At 68.1% G+C, this 17,323-nt stretch carries 15 protein-coding genes; 2 read left to right on the top strand and 13 right to left on the bottom strand.

Annotated features, from left to right (window positions below; translation table 11 throughout):
* Nucleotides 1-19 precede the first annotated feature (19 nt).
* The 7 genes from Mal64_RS12605 to Mal64_RS12580 form a co-directional block, all read right to left on the bottom strand.
* Complete coding sequence (locus Mal64_RS12605; RefSeq protein ID WP_146400637.1) at nucleotides 20-1,831, bottom strand: sugar phosphorylase; 1,812 nt, start codon at nucleotides 1,829-1,831, stop codon at nucleotides 20-22.
* Nucleotides 1,832-2,133: 302 nt separating this feature from the next.
* Nucleotides 2,134-2,442, bottom strand: coding sequence for a type II toxin-antitoxin system RelE/ParE family toxin (locus Mal64_RS12600; protein ID WP_146400635.1), 309 nt, complete (start codon nucleotides 2,440-2,442; stop codon nucleotides 2,134-2,136).
* Entirely contained in the window at nucleotides 2,442-2,711 is a 270-nt protein-coding gene (locus tag Mal64_RS12595) for a hypothetical protein (protein ID WP_146400633.1), read from the bottom strand. Before Mal64_RS12595 ends, Mal64_RS12600 begins: the two co-directional genes overlap by 1 nt.
* Nucleotides 2,712-2,859: 148 nt before the next feature.
* Nucleotides 2,860-4,146 (bottom strand): glycosyltransferase family 4 protein, encoded by a 1,287-nt coding sequence (locus Mal64_RS12590; RefSeq protein WP_146400631.1) that lies wholly within the window; start codon nucleotides 4,144-4,146, stop codon nucleotides 2,860-2,862.
* A 167-nt stretch (nucleotides 4,147-4,313) separates the two neighbouring features.
* Nucleotides 4,314-5,195, bottom strand: a complete 882-nt coding sequence (locus Mal64_RS12585; protein ID WP_197525711.1) for an HAD family hydrolase — start codon at nucleotides 5,193-5,195, stop codon at nucleotides 4,314-4,316.
* Nucleotides 5,162-6,772: a glycosyltransferase gene (locus tag Mal64_RS19855; protein WP_197525710.1), complete on the bottom strand. Its 1,611-nt coding sequence runs from the start codon at nucleotides 6,770-6,772 to the stop codon at nucleotides 5,162-5,164. Before Mal64_RS19855 ends, Mal64_RS12585 begins: the two co-directional genes overlap by 34 nt.
* Before the next feature lie 201 nt (nucleotides 6,773-6,973).
* A complete protein-coding gene (locus Mal64_RS12580) occupies nucleotides 6,974-7,624 on the bottom strand; it encodes a DUF2513 domain-containing protein (protein WP_197525709.1) in 651 nt (216 codons plus the stop codon).
* 1,369 nt (nucleotides 7,625-8,993) lie between these two features.
* On the opposite strand from Mal64_RS12580, the gene Mal64_RS12575 reads away from it, so the two are divergent.
* Both Mal64_RS12575 and Mal64_RS12570 read left to right on the top strand, forming a co-directional pair.
* On the top strand, nucleotides 8,994-9,536 hold the full coding sequence (locus Mal64_RS12575) for a hypothetical protein (protein WP_146400625.1): 543 nt from the start codon (nucleotides 8,994-8,996) through the stop codon (nucleotides 9,534-9,536).
* A gap of 53 nt (nucleotides 9,537-9,589) precedes the next feature.
* Complete coding sequence (locus Mal64_RS12570) at nucleotides 9,590-9,826, top strand: hypothetical protein (RefSeq protein ID WP_146400623.1); 237 nt, start codon at nucleotides 9,590-9,592, stop codon at nucleotides 9,824-9,826.
* Between the two features lie 922 nt (nucleotides 9,827-10,748).
* Here the strand turns inward: Mal64_RS12570 and Mal64_RS12565 are convergent.
* From Mal64_RS12565 to Mal64_RS12540, 6 genes are all read right to left on the bottom strand, one after another.
* Complete coding sequence (locus Mal64_RS12565) at nucleotides 10,749-11,243, bottom strand: GNAT family N-acetyltransferase (protein WP_197525708.1); 495 nt, start codon at nucleotides 11,241-11,243, stop codon at nucleotides 10,749-10,751.
* Nucleotides 11,244-11,456: 213 nt separating this feature from the next.
* Nucleotides 11,457-13,793 (bottom strand): AMP-binding protein, encoded by a 2,337-nt coding sequence (locus Mal64_RS12560; RefSeq protein WP_197525707.1) that lies wholly within the window; start codon nucleotides 13,791-13,793, stop codon nucleotides 11,457-11,459.
* Between the two features lie 383 nt (nucleotides 13,794-14,176).
* Complete coding sequence (locus Mal64_RS12555) at nucleotides 14,177-14,827, bottom strand: hypothetical protein (protein ID WP_146400620.1); 651 nt, start codon at nucleotides 14,825-14,827, stop codon at nucleotides 14,177-14,179.
* 95 nt (nucleotides 14,828-14,922) lie between these two features.
* A complete protein-coding gene (locus tag Mal64_RS12550) occupies nucleotides 14,923-15,339 on the bottom strand; it encodes a hypothetical protein (RefSeq protein WP_146400618.1) in 417 nt (138 codons plus the stop codon).
* A gap of 32 nt (nucleotides 15,340-15,371) precedes the next feature.
* A complete protein-coding gene (locus Mal64_RS12545; protein WP_146400616.1) occupies nucleotides 15,372-16,403 on the bottom strand; it encodes a M28 family peptidase in 1,032 nt (343 codons plus the stop codon).
* A gap of 46 nt (nucleotides 16,404-16,449) precedes the next feature.
* On the bottom strand, nucleotides 16,450-17,187 hold the full coding sequence (locus Mal64_RS12540; protein ID WP_146400614.1) for a BPL-N domain-containing protein: 738 nt from the start codon (nucleotides 17,185-17,187) through the stop codon (nucleotides 16,450-16,452).
* Nucleotides 17,188-17,323: the final 136 nt, after the last annotated feature.

Raw genomic sequence — 17,323 nt, 5'->3', positions numbered from 1 at the left:
GGGAGGGAGTAGCGATAGCTTAACCGGCGCCGGCCCGCAGCCACACCACTTGCCCCGGCGCGAGCGTCAGCCGCGGCGACGCGGCGATCGACTCGCCGCTGATCAGGTCCGTGCCCCCCTGCCGGTAGCGCGACGGCAGCACCGCGGTCTGCTCGTCGTTGGCGAAGTTCACCGCCACCAGCAGCGCCGCCGAGCCGTCGGACGTGCGACGCTCCAGCGTCAGCAGGTGTTGGTTCTCCGGGTCGCAAACGTGTTGCGGCACGTCGGGGTGGAAGACCGGCTCGGCCGTGCGAGCGGCGAGCAAGCGCTTGTAACCGTCGTGGATCTTGCGCTGCAAAGAGCCGCTGTCGCCCGAGGGGCCTCCGGCGGCGAGCATCGCGTCGAGCTCGGCGCGGTCGTACTTGTGGCGGTTGATGCGGCGGTTGATGCCGGTGGCGGCCACGCCCTCGTTGTCGTTGCGTGTGCCCACGAGGCTGTGGAAGTAGACGGCCGGCATGCCTTGGAGCGAGAGCATCACCGCCTGCGACGCCAGGAAACGGGCGGCGTGCAAGTCGACGTTCTCAGGCGTACGGGCGGCCGGGTCGTCGGGCGCCGTGGGCGAGACGGCGTCGACGTACGTGATGTTCAGCTCGTACGGGGCGTCGGAGCCGTCCGGCTTGCGGCGGGTGTTGATCTTGCCGCCGCGGGCGCCGACCGCCTCGACCATCGCCGCGAGTCGGTCGTCGTCCACCAGCCCTTCCAGGGGCCGCACCCCCACGCCGTCGTGCGACGCGGTGAAGTTGAAGAACGTGCAGCCGCGCGGCGGCGGGGCGAGGTCGGTGAGCCAGCTCCGCAGCGCCGTCGCGTCGCCCGACGTGAACGCCTCCAACAGCAGCGGCGGCAGGCTGAACTGGTACACCATGTGCGCCTCGTCGCCCCGACCGTTCGGGTCGATCGAGCCGAAGTAGCTGATGTTCTCCTTGTGCGGCACGTTGGTCTCGGTGAGCACCAGCGTGCGCGGGGCGAGCACGGCGAGCACGTCGCGCATCAGCTTGACGATCTCGTGCGTCTCCGCCAGGTGCAGGCAGTTCGTGCCGAGCTGCTTCCACAAGAACGCCACCGCATCGAGCCGGATGATCCGCGCGCCGCGGCGGGCGTACTCCACCAAGATCCGCAGCATGCGCGCCAGGACCAGCGGCTCCTCGTAGTTCAGGTCGATCTGGTCGTCGCTGAACGTGGTCCAAACGTGGCGGGTCTCGCCGTTCACTTCGGCCGGCGTGAGCAGCGGCAGGCTCCGCGGCCGCACGACCTGCGAGTAATCGGCAGTGGGGTCGGCCTCGACAAAGAATCGTGTGTACGGCTCCTCGCCCTTGAGGTAGGCCTGGTACCACGTGCTGTGCTGCGAGATGTGGTTCAGCACCAGGTCGAACATCAGGTCGAACGGCTCGCCCAGCGCGGCGATGTCGTCCCAGCTGCCGGCGTCGGGGTCGACCTCCAGGTAGTCGATCACCGAGAACCCGTCGTCCGAGCTGTAAGGGCAGAACGGCAGCAGGTGGACGGTGCTCAGCAGCTCGTCGTAGCCTTGGGCAACGAGCCACTCGCGGAGCGCGACCAGCGGGGTGGCGCCCGATGTCTCGTCACGAAGCTGATCGGCGTAGGTGATCAGCACCACGTCGCGCTCGTTCCAGCGTGAGCCGCTGGGCGGCTCGGGCAGCGGTTCGCTGGAGAGCAGCTCGGCGAACTCGGCCTCTAGCGCCGCGAGGGCCGATTCGGCCCGGTCGCCGTAGACCGTCGCAAGACGCCGGCGCAGCGGCGCCACGAGGTCGGCGAGATTGGCTTCGGGAGATGGCAAGGGCGGGGCGGGGTCGGAGGCGTTGAGAGGCGGGCGTGGCGAGAACCACCATTGTAGCCGCCCGAGCGCGGTGCGTCGAACTGAGAGCAGGAGCCGCCGAGAAGCCAGCAAGTTTTAGACAGGATTCAAGAGATCAACCGCATCGCGATCGATCCTGCCCATCTTGTGAATCCCCATCCCCCTTCACTTGGCGTCCTTGGCGTCCTTGGCGACTTGGCGGTTCCCCCCGCACTTCTCCCAGGTCGTCCAAGCCGGTCACGTTCGTGATCAGCGCCCGCAGCCCCCCGCACGCGATTGCTCCATTACAGTGGCCTGGGGCTTTGGCTGCCATGGCGCATCTTGAGTACTCTCACCACCGATTCCTTCTCGTCGACCGTGAACAGAAAAAGACAGCGATCGACAATCAGCATGCGGATCGTCAACTCTTCGAAGTCGTTCTCCGGAGCCAGAGGGCAACGATTGGGCATCTGATCGAGAGACAGGACCTGCTCGACCGCCTTCTCCCACCACCTGGCAGCGACGCCTGGCCCGCCGGATTGCTGCTCAAGGTAATCGAGATGCCGTTCCACGCCAGCGAGCAACTCGTCGGAGAGAAGGACGCGGTATCGCATCAGGAGGGGGTCTTGAGGCCACGCCGCTGGGCGATCTGATTCAACGCCTCCTTGGCCTCGTGTCCCTCTGCGTCCCGCATCCGCCCGTCGATCTGAGCGCAGTCGGCGGCGCTCTCGCGCAGTTGTTCCTCGCTCATGCCGCAGCGGGCGTCGAATGCCGCGTCCTCGACGAGCGTCTTCAGGTAGGCCGACACGTCCGCGTAACCTGCCGCAGCAGCCTGGGCGGTGAGTTGCTGGAAATGGGCGTCGGAGAATTCGATCGTTGCCATACGTCTATTGTTTCATACTTCGATTCGATCAGTCAAAGCGATTATCGCTGGCAAGCCGATATCGGCGTCGGAGACGCCTCCCCCCCAGTTCTTAACAGCCCCGCTTCACTTGGCGTCCTTGGCGACTTGGCGGTTCCCCCCGCACTTCTCACAGGTCGTCCAAGCCGGTCACGTTCGTGATCAACGCCCGCAGCTTGCGCCTGAGCACCGCGTGGCTGAAGAACCGCAGGCTCAGCTCGTAGTTGTGGTCGACCATCTCTTGGCGGTAGACCGGGTCGTCGATGATCCGCTTCACCTTGGCCGTCACGTCGCGCGTGAGGAAGCCGTTCATGGTCGGGACATCGAAGCCCTTCGGCTCGATGTCGGAGACGAAGATCGAGTAGCGGTTCACCAGCACCGGCTTGCGGTAGTAGAACGCCTCGATCAGGGCGTTGCCGAAGCCCTCGTACAGGCTCGGGTAGGTGATGAAGTCGGCGTGGGCGTAGGCGTCTGCCAGCAGGTAGACCTTCTCGCCCGCCTCGTTGACGCCACGCTCCTCGCCGATGCTCTGCGGCACGTAGCGGAGGTCGACCCCCTGGTGCTCGGCCATCTCCTGCAGGGCGTTGAGGTAGTCGTTGCCCTCGTCGCCCGACTCGTGCGACACGACCAGCTTGCACTTGGGATTGCCCAGCGACTGGATCAGCGCGATCGCGTGCTCGATCCCCTTGCGCGGCACGACGCGGGTGGGCTGCAGGAACAGGATGTCGTCCGGCTCCAGGCCGATCGACTGGCGGAAGTCGGCGTTGTAGTCGTCGATGCCGGTCGGCTGTTTCTCGAAGTCCAGCACGTTGGGCACCAACACGCTCGAAACCCCCCGCCGGTGCGACAACGCCCGCTGCGCCTCGCTGTTGATCGTCACGTGCTGGATGCACGGCATCGTGCAGGGGAACGCCATCCTCAGCAGGTCGCCCACGGAGTTCACCGTGAACCGGTCGCGCTCCCAGTAGAAGTCGTGGTGGTGGGCGATCGTGGGGAAGTTGGTCTCGGCGCAGAACAGCGCGATCGCCACCCCCAGCGGCAGGTTCATCGGGATGCAACTCGCGTTCTGGACGACGAGGATCTCGATGTCGAACTTCCGCACGAAGTCGTACAGGCTGCGCTTCAGGTGGTCGGCGATCGCGAAGACACGCCGCGTCACTTCCGGGTCACGCGTGATCTTGCCGAACGACCGCTCGTTGACCCACTCGATGTCCGGGTGGCCGAAGTAGGCGTGCGGCACGAGCATGCTGACTTCGGGGTTGGTGTCGAGCTTGCCGCCGAACCAATAGCTGGTGTGGCGGTAGTGCCAGAGCACCTTGGCCCATTTGGCGGCCTCGAGCGACACGCCGTCGGTCCCGGCGAAGCGGGTGCCGACGAAGCCAATCCTGTGGCCGCGCTTGTTGTCTTCCTCGGACATGACTGAGAGGCGTGGGAGGGGGGGGCGTGGTGGGAGGGGTTGCCGGGGCGGCGCGCCAAGGGAGTGTTCGGCCCCGCCAATGGCCTCGCTCCACTGCCCCACCCACATTCGCCAAGATGCGCCGCTCGCGAGACCGCCGCAAGCGCCAAAACCGGCAGAACCCTCGGTTAGCCGATGATTTCGAGCAACTGTCCGAGCCGGGTGACCACCACGTCCGGCGCGATCGCGGCGAGCCGCTCGTCGTCGCGGCGCCAGCGGAGCGACCTCCCGTCGCCCGCAAAGAGCGCGGTTTTGAAGCCGACCAGCTGGGCCGGCCACACGTCGTTCCGCAGGTCGTTGCCCACGTAGAGCGTCTCGGCCGGGCCGACGCCGACCGCCTCGAGCCGGTCGCGCAGCATCTCGTACAGCGCAGTCGACGGCTTCGCCACCAGGTGCTCGTACGACCAGACCAGCAGGTCCGCCTCGAATCCCCAGCAGCCGCCCTCGCCATTGAAACCCGTGCCGCCGGTGAGTGGGCGGCCGGTGAGCGGCTCGAACGCCAGCGGCGTGAAGAACTGGGCGTTGCTCACCACGCCAAGCCGCAGGTCGCGACCGCGGAGCGCTTCGAGCGTCTCGCCCAACTCCGGCATCGGCCCGATCGGGTTCACCCGGCACTCGTACTCGACGGCCAGCCGCTCGATCCGCTCCGGTTCGAGCCGCACATCGATCTCCTCCAGCACCGAGCCCCAGATCTCGCGGATCTCGACCTCGGGGCTCTCCATCTCGGCCTCGCGGTGCGCCTCGAGGATCGCGGCGTGCAGCAACTCGACAACCCGCTCGCCATCGCAGCCCGCGACGCCGACCGCCGCGAGCGCCTCGGTCGCCGCGCCGCCGCGCGAGCCCTCGCTCGCCAGCGAGATGTCGCCCGAGCCGCTCACCAGCAGCGTGCCGTAGATGTCGAACACCACGGCCCGCAAGCCATGGATCGGATCCAGGCGCGGCGTCTCGCCCGTGGGCAACGGCTCGATCGGCGGGCTCAGCTCGGCGATTCGGTCTTGGAGGGGTCCCATGGCTCGATCCGCACGTGGTACACGCGTTCGGGGGTGAGGAAGTGGGCGAGGATCGCCTCGCCCTTGTTGAGTGATTCTACCGCCGCGCTGCTGTCCGATCCGAGGACTTCCGCGTAGGTCGCCGCCAGACGCTCGCCGAGCGTCTCGGCCGAGTAGACACTGCGGACGACCCGGGCGTTGGCCCCGATCTCGTCGGCCGACGCCTCGGCCGAGGCTCGGAGCTTCTCGGCGAGCCCCGGGTTCGCGTCGAGCAAGGCCCGCCGCACGCCCGCGTCTTGCGCCGCGGCGGCGAGCAATTCGCATTGACCGGCCGTGGTGAGCTGGCCGAAGTCGATGGCGTCGCCTTCGAGGCAGACGCCGAGGCGCCGCTCGGCCTCTTCGGCGCCGAGCGGCTTGACGCCGTACTGCTCGCAGGTGTCTTGGTAAACCGTCCGGAGCCCTTCGCGGGCCGACCGGGGGTCTTTGAGCAAGGCGAGCGGCACGCTGAGGCGCTCCCACAAGCCGCCGAGCGTCATGCCGGCGGCGCGGAACTCGCGGGTGATCTCGGGCAGGTCGCGTCCGATGAGCGGCCTGCCGGCGAGCCACGCCTCGAGGAACACCATGCCGAAGCCCTCGGCGATGCTCGTGGTGACGATCGCGTCGGCCGCCGCCAGGGCGTCGTGGAACCCAACGCCGTAGGCGCCCCCCGTGTCGAATCGGCAACGCAGGCCGAGCGACTCAGCGACGCGCCGCCAGCGGTCGAACGACAAGAGCTCCACCGGGTTCTTCGGCGCCAGGGTCACCGCGAACCAGGTGTCGCTCGGCGCGAGCGCCGCGAGCAGCAGCATCTCGCCCAGGTTCTTGCGCCGGATCCCGCGCACCGGGTAAACCACCAGCCGAGCCTCGGCAGGCAGGCCGAGTTTCTCGAAGACCGGCCCCCGCGCCTCCGCCTGCGAGGGCAGCGATCCCAACCCCGCCGCCGGGTTCGGCAACGCCGAAAGCCGCTCGGCCGCCACGCCCGCCTCGGCCAGCACCGCGGCGTCGCGCTCGGTGAGGGTGGCGTAGTGGATCTGCGGCGCCTGCGGGTAGAGCTTGGCGCCGAGCCTGTGCGGGTCCCCCGCCTTCAGGGATTCGGCCTGGAGCGCTTCGGCCAGATGCCGGTAGTTCTCCGGCCGGTTGTCTTCGGCAAAGTCGTGGCACTGCAACAGATGGCGCCATCCCTCGCCGGCCAGCAGGGCGAGCGCCCCGGGCAGCGAGGCGTTCTTGCCGAGGGCGTGGTTGTGCGTGTGCAGCACGGTGGCGTTGCGATCGAAGCCCTCGGCGGCCAGCGCCGCGCCGAGCGCCGCGGCGAGCCGGTCGGCGTCGGCCCGCGGCTCGGCGTCGTACGCCAGCTCCGGCAGTTCGGCGTAGTCGATCGCGAACGGCGCCCCGCCCGGCACGACCTCTTCCGGCCAGGCGTCGCGCCCCGGGCCGTGGACGATCAGCACCCGCACGGGCCGGCGCTCCGCCGGCTGGGCGGCCAGAGCGCCCAGGTGGTTCTGGATCACCTGCGCCACGCCGCCGCGGTTCAGGTGGTAATGGATGATCGCCAGCTGCATAACGCGCCAGTCTACCGCGCCGCGGTGGCGAGCCGTAAGCGTCAGCGCACGGAGCGGCTGGCGCTACTTACCGGCGCGCCAACAGCTCCGTGCGCTAACGCCTGCGGCTCGCCCACGAGATCTCGCGACCCGCCAACTAAAAAAGGGGCGCCGGTCTCGCGACCGACGCCCCTCGGAGGATGTCCTGTTGCGGCTCGTGGCTCACACGACGTAGATCGGCAGCGAGTCATCGGCGTGGCCGTTCAGCTCGGTCGGGTAGGCGTAGCCGTTGGTCTCGGGGGTCGACCAGTGGTAGCGCTCGCGGTACGGCGTGCGGTACGTCTCGCGGCTGCGCACCAGGCGCAGGTCGTCGTCGACCACGGTCTCCGGCTCGTACCAGGTGCGCGTGGCGTAAGGCCGCGCCGTGTACGGGGAGGTCTCGACGTAGCGGCTCTCGACACCGGTCGAGTAGGGCCGCACGTAAGCCGGCCGGCGCCAGCGGCGCGGCGTGCGGTGGTCTTCCACGGCCGTGGCGTCGACGCTCCAGCGCACCAGCACCGACTTGATCACCGTCAGGCTCAGGCCGCCCGTCTGGTCTAGGCAAACGCGCTTGGCGTCGGCCCAGCGGGACTCGACGCGGGCCAGCTCGAGGAACTCGTGCCCGGCGTGTGTGAGCCGCACACACGGCACGCCGGCCGTCGTGCGGTCGACTTCCTTGACCAGGCCGCCGTCGATCAGCAGCCGCAGGTGGTAGCGGACCCGCTCCTGGGCGTCGACCGCCACACCGGGCCGCAGGGCGGCGGTGGCGCAGTCGGAGCCTTGGCCCTCGATGTCGAGCAGGATTTGTCGCGTGAGATCGATGTCGCGTTTCATGGCATGCGCCTCCCTGTGCATAGGCGTGGTTGTTTTGTCCGGAGCGCGCAGCCGCTCCGCCAAACCTCCTTGGTTGGATGGCGAGCATGATGCTCCGGATCGCCAGAACGGGTCAAGCTGAGATTCTGCCGGTGCTAGCACAGGGAGGCTTGGGCGAGCCGCAAGCGTCAGCGCCCGGAGGCGGCCAAAAGTAGTTTCGATTTCGCGCCGTGAGTTTGCGCCAGAAAAACTCGCACAGCGCTGCGGCGCCTGTCGCGCCTGAAAAACGCATGCGGGCGGCTCGAAAGCGGCCCGTTGTCCGCAAGAACGCAGCGGCGCGGCGATGAACGCACCCCCTGCGGCGCCCAATTATCTTTGTAACGGGCGATTCACCTAATTTCGACAATCGCTTTTGGCCGCGCGCGCAGCAGCGATTCTTGGCCACTCGCGACTTTGTTCTAACGGCATGGCGGGGCACGGTTTGCGGCGAGAAAACGGCGACGCCAAAACGGCGTAAGTCGCGCAAGATTATTCTTGGCCACTGAAACGACCGGCCTGACGCAAGCGAAGCGCGACATCGCGCCTGGGCAACGTGGCTACGCCACACCCGCTGATGAACCGCCGCCACCCGGCCGCCACCCACGCCAAGCATCCGTGCGATTCGCACCAGGCCGTCGGGGTGGCGGGGGCGCACCGCGCAGCGGAAGCCCCCGTGCGCCACAAACCGGGTCTCGCTGGCCCGGGGGCTTCCCTGGCGGGTGCGCCCCCGCCACCCTCCGTTCTACAAGTGGAGCACCACTTGGTAATCCACGGGGCGGCTCGAGACGGGCGCCATGGCCACGCTTGTCGCGGCCATGCGAATCAGAGAAAACTCACCTGCACGCAACATGCTCACGCTACCGCGTGGGCATGGCGCCCGGATGAGTTTCAGGGCAACGTTCGGGTCAGATTAACAATCAACACATACGACATCATGCCTGTAGACGCTCTCGTAAACGACCAAGTCAAACATACGCAAGAGTGTCTCACCAAGTATCCGGACGGCCTTTCCGGAATTGTAGATGGTGCTGTTAGACGAATGCGGAAGTACGGGAGCAAAGTCGACCCCCGTTCATCTGCTGTAATCGGCCATAAGTGTAGTACAATCGCCGAGCGTTATGGCCTGACTGGAGAAGTGGGAGTGATCGATGGCGCCCCTGGCGGATGGGGGCTCATTGACCAAGCCTTGCAGCACCACATGTGGAGCGCTAAATTCGGAGTGGCGGCGCGGCTAGCCGCGATCGAACGAAACGATTTATATCCTGCGATTCTTCTCCGCTTCGTATTAGCCGACTACGCCTCGGCCCTCTGCCACGCGTATCAATCGAGCCAACACGGGTGGCATCGCGATTTGTCGGAGGCTTGGCGCCGGATAATTGAACTGCCCGAGTTGCTTGAGGGGGGCGTCGATTTCTGGTCGGGCAGCGACTGCGGCGAGGCGCACTTCGAGTCGTTTTGCGTCCGGATGTTCCGCGAAGGGGTAATGCGGCCCGCCTGGGAACTTCCCGACTACCTCGAGCGGCGCGACCTCGGCCCGTTCCAGGGGATCGTCGATCATTGGCGGGCGCCCGATCGGCTGGGAGACGCCCTTGTCACCGCCCTGGATTACCACTGCAACAATTTCGATGACGGCGGGCACAGGACGCCGTGGGCGCCCTTCAAGCACACTCCTTTTAGCCTCGTGCCGGTCTGGTACTTCGCCCTCCTCAAGCGGCGTCGCGAGGAGGGGCTGGAGACGCCTGAGGTCGATCACCCGCTGCTCCGGCTCCCGACGGCCCGGCCCGGCGACTATGTCTTTGGGGCCGCCAAGGACCCGCTGTTCGAAGAGATCGAAGGCTACTACAAGAAGTACGACCTCTCGCTCGACCCGCCTAAGCGGGCCGCTGGCGATTGAGCCGGGCGCCATGGCGCCCGGCTCACGACCTCCACCGCCAACGGGAGTGCATGATGAGCTACGACGACGACTGGCCGGACGAACCCGACGACGACAGCTTCGACTGCCCCGAATGCGGCGTCGAAGTTCACGCCGAAGCCGAGTCCTGCCCGGCGTGCGGCTACTGGATCACCGACGCCGAACGTGAAGCGGGCTGGCGAGCCGGCTCGACGTCGGGTCGCATCCGAGCGGTTGGTTGGTGGACGATCGCCGTCGCGGTGATCGGCGTCCTGCTGCTGTGGTGGGGATAGTGCGCAGGTAAGGCTGCGCCCGACGGCCATCCACGTTGCGTTGATTCTGCCTTGCCAACCGGACTGCCCGTGAGCGCACGTCAGGTTCGGGTTGGCGGGTGATTACCATCCTCTTGTGAGGATGTTCTTGCGCGGTTGCGCTGTCAGGCGCAGCGTGATCGGCCTGCGGTTTGAGGAACCGCCGAGCACCCGGCTCTAGAACGCATTACCACTAGTCGTAGCGCTACTTTCGTCGTATCGACATCGAATCCCACCGCCCACACGCCAAGCATTCATGCGATTCGCACCAGGCCGTCGGGGTGGCGGGGGCGCACCGCGCAGCGGAAGCCCCCGTGATGTGGAGACTCGGTTCGGCTGGCCCGGGGGCTTCCCTCACGGGTGCGCCCCCGCCACCCACGTTCTTCAAGTGGAGCACTACTTGGTTATCCACGGGGCGGCTCGAGACGTGCGCCATTGGCGCCCGGCTAGTCTTAATGCTGCTTTACACCGTGTCGACGTCGAAGCCCACCGCCCACACGCCAAGCATTCATGCGATTCGCACCAGGCCGCCGGGGTGGCGGGGGCGCACCGCGCAGCGGAAGCCCCCGTGCGCCACAAACCGGGTCTCGCTGGCCCGGGGGCTTCCCTCACGGGTGCGCCCCCGCCACCCTCCGCTCTTCAAGTGGAGCACCACTTGGTTACCCACGGGGCGGCTCGAGACGGGCGCCATGGCCACGCTCGCTGTGGCCATGCGAATCAGAGAGAACGCGCCTGCACGCAACATGCCGCGCTACCGCGTGCACATGGCGCCCGGCCTTGGCGGGCAGCTCTCGTGCGAATCGCACTGATGCTTGGCGTGTGGGCGGTGTGATTCGGCGTCGCAAAGGCGATAACGACGCTACGGCTACCAGTAGTGCGCTCTAACGAAGTCACTACGCCACCCCTAAAGCGGCTTCATCATAAACAGCGCCCCGCCCGCGTCTTCGGCGTAGGTCGCTTGCTTGAAACCGGCCGACTCGTAGAGGCGGCGGGCCGGGTTGTGCTCGAGCACCTCGAGCGTCAGCCGGCAGCAGCCCAACTCGCGGCCCTTGGCCGCCACGGCGGCGAGCAGCTGGCGGCCGACGCCGCGGCCGCGGCACGCCTCGATGACCGACAGGTCGTGGACGTTGATCAGCGGCTTGGCCGCGAAGGTCGAGAACCCGAGGAAACAGACGGCGATGCCGACCGGCTTGGCGGCGTTCGTGCCGCCCCGCATCGCCAGCCAGATCATCGTCGTCGGGTGCGCGGCGAGGGCGCCGAGCAGCCGCTCGCGGGCCTCCGGGTCGATCGGGCCGCCGTTGCCGAGCGGGTCGGCGGCGTAGGCGTCCTCCATGGCGAGGACCCAGAGCTGGTGGTCCTCGTGGGCGAGATCGGCCTCGATGATTGTGATCTCATCCATCGGGCCGTCTTTCGGTTCGGGGGTATTTGGCGCCCTCGCAGCTGCCCTGCACACGTTCCTACTAATAATAGCGGGTTGCTAGGCGGACCTCCTCTGTGAGGAGTGGGTCGCGCGCCTAGGGCAACGGGGGGGAGGCGGCCCGTGTGCCAGGGTTCGGCCCCCTCCCCTAGCCCCTCCCCCTGCCGGGGAGGGGGATAAAGCAAGACGGGAGGTTCACTCCTCGCCGGAGAGCAGCTTGGCGGCCTCTTCGGGGCTGAGATTCTCCATCTCGGCCAGCAGCGAGTCGAGTTCGGCGTCGCCCGTGGCGGCCGCGTCGGGGCCGGCGGTCGTGCTGGCGGCTTCGAGCGTCAGCTCCGGCTCGTCGGCCTCTTGGGCATGGCGACCGGAAACGAGGTACTCGGCCAGCGAGGCGGGCGTCGGGTGGTTCCAGGCGACGATCGGCGAGAGCTCCACGCCAAAGGCCTCTTCGAGTTCGGCGCTCAGCTCGACGGCGGCGACCGAGTCGACGCCCAGCTCGGCGAACGGGCGGTCGCGGTAGACCTCGGTCTCGGACAGGTCGAGCCGCTCGACGAGCCACGCCATCAGCCAGGTTTCGACCGCCTCGGCCGAGTCGGGCAGCTGGCTCGCGCCGGCCACGGCGGTGCGGGCCATGTCGGCGCGGGCCATGTCGGCCACGTCGGCCTTGGCCGGCCGCGAGGCCTCGATCTTCATCACGTAAACGTCGCGCAGGTCGCCCGCCAGGTAGCGTTCGCGGCACAAGCTGCGTTGCACCTTGCCGCTCGAGGTGATCGGCAGCGTGGCCATGCGGATCAGCACCACGGCCGACGGGTCGATGCCGTGGCGCTCGACGACGGCCGAGCGGATCTCGCGGGCGACGCGGGGGTGTTCGGTCTTCTCGCAGGTGCGGTCGACCTGGCAGACGACGACCAGCCGCGGGTCGGTCTCTTCGTCCACGAGGAAGGCGGCGCCGGGCAGCACGGCGGGGTGCGCGTCTTCGGCGGTCTGCTCGATGTCTTGCGGGTAGTGGTTGCGGCCGCGGAGGATGATCACGTCCTTCAGTCGGCCGGTGACGAACAGCTCGGGGGCCCCGCTCAAGGCGGCGTCGTTCGAGGGACCGCCGTGCAGGAAGCCGAGGTCGCCGGTCCGCAGCCACACGCCCGGCTCGTTCGGCACCCGCGCGCGGAAGGTGGCGTCGTTGGTCTCTTCGCGGCGCCAGTAGCCGCGGGCGACCGACGGGCCTTGCACGAGGATCTCGCCAACCACGCCCTCGGGCAACGCGCGGAGCGTCTTCGGGTCGACGATCAGCAGCCGGTGGTGCCTCGGGGCCGAGCCGCAGCCGACGAGTTCTTGCGAGGCCTCGGAGCGGGGCGCGACGACGCGGTTCTCACCTAACGCCTGGCGGTCGACCGACAGCAGGGTGGGGTTCTGGTCGTGCTCGCCGCCGGCGGCCAGCAGGGTCGCCTCGGCCAGGCCGTAGCAGGGGTAGAATACGCGCGGGTTGAAGCCGTACGGCTCGAACGCGTCGGCGAAGTCGCGGAGCGTGTCGGCCCGCACCGGCTCGGCGCCGCAGAACGAGAGCCGCAGCGTGCCGAGGTCGAGGCCGGCGCGGTCGTCTGCCGAGATGCGCCGGACGCAGTACTCGTAAGCGAAGTTGGGGGCGCCGCTGATCGTGGCGCGGTACTTCTGGATCGCCCGCAGCCAGCGGACGGGGCGCTGCAGGAACGCGGCGGGCGACATCAGCACGCTCGTGCCGCCGACGAACAGCGGGGTGAGCACGCCGCCGATCAGGCCCATGTCGTGGTAGGCCGGCAGCCAGAACACGGCGTTCGGCTCGGCGCCGTCGGCCAGCGCCTCGTCGATGCCGAACGAGCGGCGGATGGCCCACAGGTTGGCGGCCAGGTTGCCGTGCGAGACCATCACGCCCTTCGGCTCGCTGGTCGAGCCGGAGGTGTATTGCAGGAAGGCGAGGTCGTCGAACGTGGGGCTGAAGTCTTCGTGCGTCGAGGCGAGCGGCTCGTCGCTGGCGACGCCGAGCGAGTCGGTCTCGATCCAGTGCAGGGCGCGGACCGCCTCGTCTTGCTGGTCGAAGTCGATCGCCTCGAAGGTGCGGCTGGTGGTCAGGACGACCGGCGCGCCGCTGTCTTCGGCGATGCGGCTCATGCGCGGCATCGGGCGCCGCGGCTTGGGGTGCGTGGCGGGCACGGCCACGACGCCGGCGTACAGGCAGCCGACGAAGGCCGAGACGAAGTCGAGGCCCGCCGGGTAAACAAGCATCGCCCGGTCGCCCGGCTCGAGCTCGAGCCGCAGCTTGGCGGCGATCGCCCGGGCGCGGCGGTCGAGTTGACCGTAGGTGAAGGCCTGGTCGTCTTCGCCGGCCGAGTGCCCGTCACCCAGGAACTCGAGCGCCATGTGGTTAGGCTCGTTGGCGGCGCGCTCGCGGAGCACGTCGACCAGCGTTTGCGCGGCGCCGAGACCTTCGGTCGAGAAGCCCGTAGCGCTGTCGCGCGTGGCGTGGTCTTGCGACAAGTAGGAAAGCGAATCCGTCGACACAGCGGCATCCCGATCGGGCATAGGGGGGTCGTCGTATTAAAGCTTCGAGGGAGAGCGTCGGCGGTGGGAGACGCATCGAGTCGGGCGTCTTGCGATCGAAGGGCCACGCCGTGAAGGGCGGGCGGCTCATCCGGTCATCGAGGCAAGCTACAGAGTTTAGATCGCCCTTGTCCGCGGCGGAACCCCCGCAGCGTAAAGCTATTACGGCTCATCCGACGAAGTGTTTCAGCAAATCCGGGAGCGGGGGATATGCGGGATCCGCGGGCCCGAATCACGACGGGATTGAACGGGCGTAACCTTTATGCGGGCAAGTGGTTGCGCGGTGACGCATGCATAAAAGGCGTTTTTTCAGGGCGAGCGAGACGCTTTTGGGGCCTGGTTGCTCAAAAACCAAACAGCTGGTCGAGCGCCACAGCCACCTGCTGTGGGTCGCCCGCCAGCCCCCACACCGAGAGGAACATCAGCAAAGCGGCGGCCAGCAGGAAGCCGCCCGAGCGCGGATTGGGGGTGGTTTCGATCGACCGGAGCGAGCGACGCATCGCTTTGCCCAGCTTCGCCCAACCCTCCAGGCTCTGCTTGCCGCCCGAACTCACAAGCGACGTGTTGCTCATCAGGTCGAAGCCGTCCAGGTGCAAGCGGATGCCGAGATTGGGCATCACCAGCGAGTCGCCGGCCCACCGCGCGGTGGGGTCGAGCTGCGCGACGGCCTCGGCCACCGCGGGCCGCAGCTCGTCGCTCGTGGCGTTGTAGACCACCAGCCGCGGCCGCGCGAGCATCACGCCGAGCGACACCCACAGCCAGTAGAGCACCAGCAGCGTGACCCAGATCGCGTCGCCCAGCGCCTCGGTCGCCGCGGCGGGGCGGAACAGCTCGATCGGTCCGACAAACGCCAGCCCGCTCGCCGCGGCGCCCAGCGCCGCCAGGTCGTTGGCGCCGGTCACCAGCATCGGCCGCCGGCGCATGTTCACCAGCCCCACCAGCAGCAGGTAGGCCGCGAGCGGCACGGCGGCGATTGCGAAACGCAGGGGGTCCATGGCGTGGTCGATTTCAAGCGGTCAGTTGCAGCGTAACCTGGGGCCATTGGTCACTCCCTCCGTGGGAACCGATCGGATCGGGCGTCCGCTCGGTGCTAATCGTCGCTGTCAGTCCGTTGCTTGCGGACCTCGTCGGCGTGGCGTTTGAGCTGGTCGATCGCGGCGGCGGCTTCTTTGCGGTTGCGCGCGCCATAGTACTTGGCCGAGGCGGCCGCGTCGAACAGCCCGAGCGCCAGGATCACCGAAGCCGCGGCGGATAGCAGCGCGAGGTAAGCGATCACGGCCAGCGGCGTGGTCGGCACCAACGGCCAAACGGCGATCATCGCCCCGGCGACGCCGATCAGCGTGCTGGCGGTCAGCCGACGCCGGTGGCGGCGGCGGAAGAACCGCGTCTCGGTCGCTTCGGACGCGTGCCGTGCGACGACGGCGCGCCACTGCCTGAGGTGCGAGTCGATCAACGCGCCCGACACGCCCAGCAGCAACAACGAGATGAGGGCTCCGCCGACTTGCATAGGACAGGGGGGATTGGGTCGGGATGGTGGGGTCATTCCGCGGGGGCCGGACGCAGCTCGCCGAGCCACTCCCAGACGACCCAACCGACCTTGGCGAGCGACTCGCCCGAACACTGGCGCGGCGTGTCGGCCTCGGTGTGCCAATGCGGGTAGTCGAAGTCGATCAGGTCGATCGTGGGGATCTTGCCGATCTGGTTGAGCGGCAGGTGGTCGTCTTTTACCAAGTGCTTGGTGCGGGGGACGAACTCCTCCACGCCGAGCCTCGCCGCCGTGCCCCAGATTTCTTGCACGAGCGGGCGGGTCGATTTCCAGCGGAAGCTGTGGACCTCTTGGTAGATCTGCAAGTCTTTGTCGCCGACCATGTCGAGCAGCACGCCCCAGCGGTAATCCCACGAGTTGTCTTTGCGGCGTTTGTATTGCTGCGCGAACCAGTTGCTGCCCAAGAAGTAAGGGTCGCCCTTGCCCCACGGCGTGGTGGGGTCGATGTAAACGAGCTCCTCGCCGTCGAACAGCACGAGGTCGACGCCCATCGGGCCGTCGTACTCCTCGAGGTGGTGCGCGAGCTCCATCAGCAACGCCGTGCCGCTCGCGCCGTCGTTGGCGCCGATAAAGCGGCCCGTAGCGCGGACACGCGGGTTGGGGTCCATGCTCGGCAGCGGCCGGGTGTCGTAGTGCGCGCACAGCAGCACGCGTTCCTTCTTCTCCGGCTGGTAGCGGGCGACGACGTTCGCCATGCGGACCTGCCGGAGCTGCCCGTCCTGGCGACCGAAGAGCGGGTTCTTCGCGCGGAATTTCTGCAGCTCGACCTCGGCGCCGAGCGACTCGAAATGCTCGACGACGTAGTCACGCTGCGCGAGCATCGCCTCGCTGCCGCTCGGGCGCGGGCCGAACTCGCAGAGCGCTTCGAGGTAGCCGAAGGCGCGGGCGCCATCGATCGGGTTGGCGTCGATCGGGTTGGCCGGTTCTTCGGCGGTCGCCACGAGCGGCGTCAGGATCGCAAACAGCGCGGCCAGGGCGCAGGCCGCCCACGGGCGGCGGGAGTCAAGATTCGTGCGTTCGCCCATCCCCGCATTCTAGGCGGGCGGCCGCGGGCGGGCGAGGGCGCGCCGCTCACGGCTCGTTGGCCGCCCACCGCACGCCGGCCAGGATCAGCCCATTCGGCCCGGCGGCCTTTTCCGGGTGCGGGCTGAAGCAGATCACACGGCCCTCGCCGTACGGAGCACTGGCGATCGCCGTCGTTCCGCGCATCACCCCTTCGGGCGCTCCCTTCTTGGCGATCTCCGTGTCGTACAGCGCGAGCGGCTCGTAAGCGGGCAGGCCCGGTTCGATGGCGAGCGCCAGCAGCGGCCCCTGGCCGTAATAGACGTCGATCTTGTCGGCGTCGGCCGCCAGCAACTGCTTGCCGCGCTCCGACAGGGCGAGCGTGACCATGCCCGTGCCGCGAGCCCAGTGCTTGCGGTCGAGCACGCGTGTGTTGATCAACCGCAGCGACCAGTCGTACTCGCTCGAGGCGAGGTACGAGCCGGCGCAGATGCCGACGTAGCCGCCGCCCGCCTCGACGAAGCCGCGGATCTTGTCGAGTCCGGCGCCCTCGAGCATCTTCGATTGCTTGCTGCCCGAGCCGCCCGGCACGATCACCACGTCGCGGCCGTCGAGCGCGCCGTCGCGGATCGCTTGCGGTGAGACACGCTCGCAGGCGAAGCCCGCCTCGGGCGTGAGGATGGCGGCCAGGTTCTTGGGGCCCTTCGACGAGCCGTCGGAGTGGTCGTAGATGGCGACCGTGATCGGCTCGGCGCCGGCCACGAGCGGCCCGCAAAACAAGAGAAACGCAACCAAGCAACGCTTCATAGGGATAGCTCAACAGGAAGAAGGATCGCCTGCCGCAGAGAGTTGTCGCTCGCCATTCTGAAATGGCGCGCGGCGACAAGCAACCACCGGTTGAGGGGCGGTGGCAGGAGTTGGCCGCACCAGGTCTGCGTCGCAC

Source organism: Pseudobythopirellula maris (genome assembly GCF_007859945.1).
GTDB lineage: Bacteria > Planctomycetota > Planctomycetia > Pirellulales > Lacipirellulaceae > Pseudobythopirellula > Pseudobythopirellula maris.
This window is presented reverse-complemented; position numbering and strand designations above follow the sequence as displayed.